General features: G+C 76.3%; 2 protein-coding genes. Both read right to left on the minus strand.

Annotated elements, in window-relative coordinates; genetic code table 11:
- The coding region (locus GTR02_RS21030; RefSeq protein ID WP_166609424.1) for a glycosyltransferase family 39 protein at positions 1–1,615 on the minus strand (1,615 nt) is incomplete at its 3' end.
- Positions 1,612–2,944: bifunctional glycosyltransferase family 2/GtrA family protein (locus GTR02_RS21035; protein WP_166609425.1), on the minus strand; the 1,333-nt coding region annotated here is incomplete at its 5' end. The genes GTR02_RS21035 and GTR02_RS21030, both read right to left, overlap by 4 nt.

The raw sequence follows: 2,944 nt of genomic DNA on the forward strand, positions 1-2,944 counted from the left end.
ACCCGAACCCCTGCCCGCCCGGCAGCGCGCCGGCCTGGCCGCGGAAGGCGCCGCGGGCCCCTGCCCCGGGGAAGCCGCCCACGTCGCCCGAGGCCACCGGCCCCGCCGCGACGATCCCGCCCTGGTGACCCGTCGAGACCGTCTGGGCCGTGAAGGCCACCGGCCCGGCCAGGCCCGCGACGACGGCCGCGACGAGCCCGGCGCGCAGCAGGACGGGCCCGCGGCGGTGGCGCAGCAGCGGCCCCGCGACGAGCGCCGCGGCGGCGAGGACGCCGACGACCGGGACGGCGTAGCGCAGCCACGGCACGAAGTCCGGCGTGCGGGCCAGCAGGACCGACGACCAGACCGCCGTCCCGAGCACGACGAGGGCCAGCAGCGGCAGCGGCCAGCGCCGGGCGCGCTGCGTCCACACCTCCACCGCCCCGAGGCCCACGAGCGCCGCGACCCCGGGAGCCAGAGCCACCGTGTAGTAGGGGTGGATGATCCCGGACATGAGGCTGAAGGTGAGCCCCGTGACGAGGACCCAGGCCGTCCACACGACGTAGCCCGCGCGGTGCGGGTCGGTGCGCGGCGCGCGGCGCGTCAGCACGAACCCGGCCGCGGCGAGCACGAGGGCGGCGGGCAGCAACCACGCGATCTGCCCGGCCATGTCGGCGCCGAACAGCCGGAGCAGGCCCGTCTCGCCCCACCCGCGCCCGCCGCCGACGCTGCCCGCCTCCTCGCCCGTCAGGCGGCCGAACCCGTTGTAGCCGAACGTGAGCCCGAGGAAGGAGTTGTCCTGCGAACCTCCCACGTAGGGCCGCATCGACGCTGGGACGAGTTCGACCACGGCCACCCACCAGCCGGCCGCGGCGACGAGCGCGAGGCCGCCGAGCAGCAGGTGCCCGACCCGCCGCGCGAGCGGGTGGGGCGCCGCCCACAGGTAGGCCAGCGCCAGGCCGGGCAGGACGAGGAACACCTGCAGCTGCTTGGTGAGGAACCCGAGCCCCAGCAGGGCCCCGCACGCGACGAGCCACCGCGCGCGGCCGGACTCCACCGAGCGCAGCAGCGCCCACGTCGCCACGACCATGACGAGCACCAGCAGGGCGTCGGGGTTGTTGAACCGGAACATCAGGGCCGCGACGGGAGTGAGCGCGAGCACGGCACCCGCCAGCAGTCCCGCGGCCGGTGTCGAGCGGCGCCGCACGGCGGCGTACAGGACGCCGACCGACGCCACGCCCTCGAGGGCCTGCGGCAGCAGGATCGACCACGACGACAACCCGAACACGCGGACGGACAGGGCCATCGCCCACAGCGAGGCGGGCGGCTTGTCGACGGTGATGGCGTTCGCGGCGTCGGAGGAGCCGTAGAAGAACGCCTCCCACGACTGCGAGCCCGCCTGCGCCGCAGCGGAGTAGAACGCGTTGGCCCACCCCGACGCGGAGAGCCCGACGAGGTAGAGCGCCGCGGTCGCGGCGAGCAGGCCGAGCAGGGCCGGGCGCACCCAGGCGGGGTCGGCGGGCCGCCCCCGCCAGGCGGCCGCGGCCCGCGGGCGGAGGCCGCCGGTGGTGGGCGTCGCGCCGCCGGCCGTGCGACGGCGCTCCCGGCGCGCGGCCAGGTCGGAGGTGAGGGTCATCGGGTGGCCCCTTCGGTGGTGGTCGGTCCGGTGGTGGTGGTTCCGGTCGCAGTCGGTCCAGCGGTGGTGGTGGGTCCGGCGCCGGTCGGCGCGGTCGTCGCGCCGGGCCGGTGGTGTCGCCGGCCGGGGAAGACCCAGGTGCGCAGCAGCAGGAACCGGACGACGGTGGCGAGGAGGTTGGCGGCCGTCAGGACGGCGAGCTCCACCCCGCGTCCCGCGCCGGGGGCACCGGCGTGCAGCGCCGTGAGGCTCCCCGCCGTGATGCCCCAGCCGAGCAGGAACACGAGCAGCCCCTGCGCCTGGTGGCGCGCGGCTCCGCGCCGGCCGCGGACCCCGAAGGTGAGGCGGCGGTTCAGCGCGGTGTTCGCCACGGCCGTCACCAGCAGGGCCAGGAAGTTCGCGAGCTGGGCTCCCGCGCCCTCCTGGAACAGCAGGTACAGCGCGGCGTAGGCGAGCGTCGAGAGGAGACCGACGCCGACGAACCGGGTGAGCTGCCCGGCCAGGCTGGTGGGGACCCCGCCGAGCGAGACCGGCTGGGGACCCCGGCCCAGCGCGTCGCGGACCTCCTGCAGGGGAAGGCGCCCGGTGGCGATGGCGGTGCCCAGGCGGCGGATGCCGCGCAGGTCGGCCACGGCGGTGGCGACGATGTCGACCCGGCTGTCGGGGTCGTCGACCCAGTCGACGGGGATCTCCTGGATGCGCAGTCCGGAGCGTTCCGCCAGCACGAGCAGCTCCGTGTCGAAGAACCACCCGGGGTCCTCCACGAGCGGCAGCAGCCGCTGCGCCACGTCGGCCCGGATCGCCTTGAACCCGCACTGCGCGTCGCTGAAGCGCACCCGCAGGGTGCCGTGCAGGAGCAGGTTGTAGCACCGGGAGACGACCTCGCGCTTGGCGCCGCGCACCACGTGCGAACCCCGCGCGAGCCGGGAGCCGATGGCGACGTCGGAGTGCCCGGACAGCAGGCCGGCCACGAGCGGGAGCAGGGCCGCGAGGTCCGTGGACAGGTCGACGTCCATGTACGCCAGGACGTCGGCGTCGGAGGTGGACCACACGTGCTTCAGGGCCCGGCCGCGGCCCTTCTCCTCCATCCGCACCCACCGCACCCCGGGCAGCTGCGCCGCGAGCTCCTGCGCCACCCGGGGTGTGGCGTCCGTGCTGGCGTTGTCGGCGATGGTGATGCGGGAGGGGAACGGGAACCCCGCGAGGTGCGCGTGCAGGCGGCGCACGCAGGGCCCGAGGTCCGCCTCTTCGTCGAACACCGGGACGACGACGTCGAGCACGGGGCGGGTTCCCCGCGGACCCGCGAGGAACCCGCCCCGTGCTCGACGT

The organism is Kineococcus siccus, assembly GCF_009906795.1.
Taxonomy (GTDB): domain Bacteria; phylum Actinomycetota; class Actinomycetes; order Actinomycetales; family Kineococcaceae; genus Kineococcus; species Kineococcus siccus.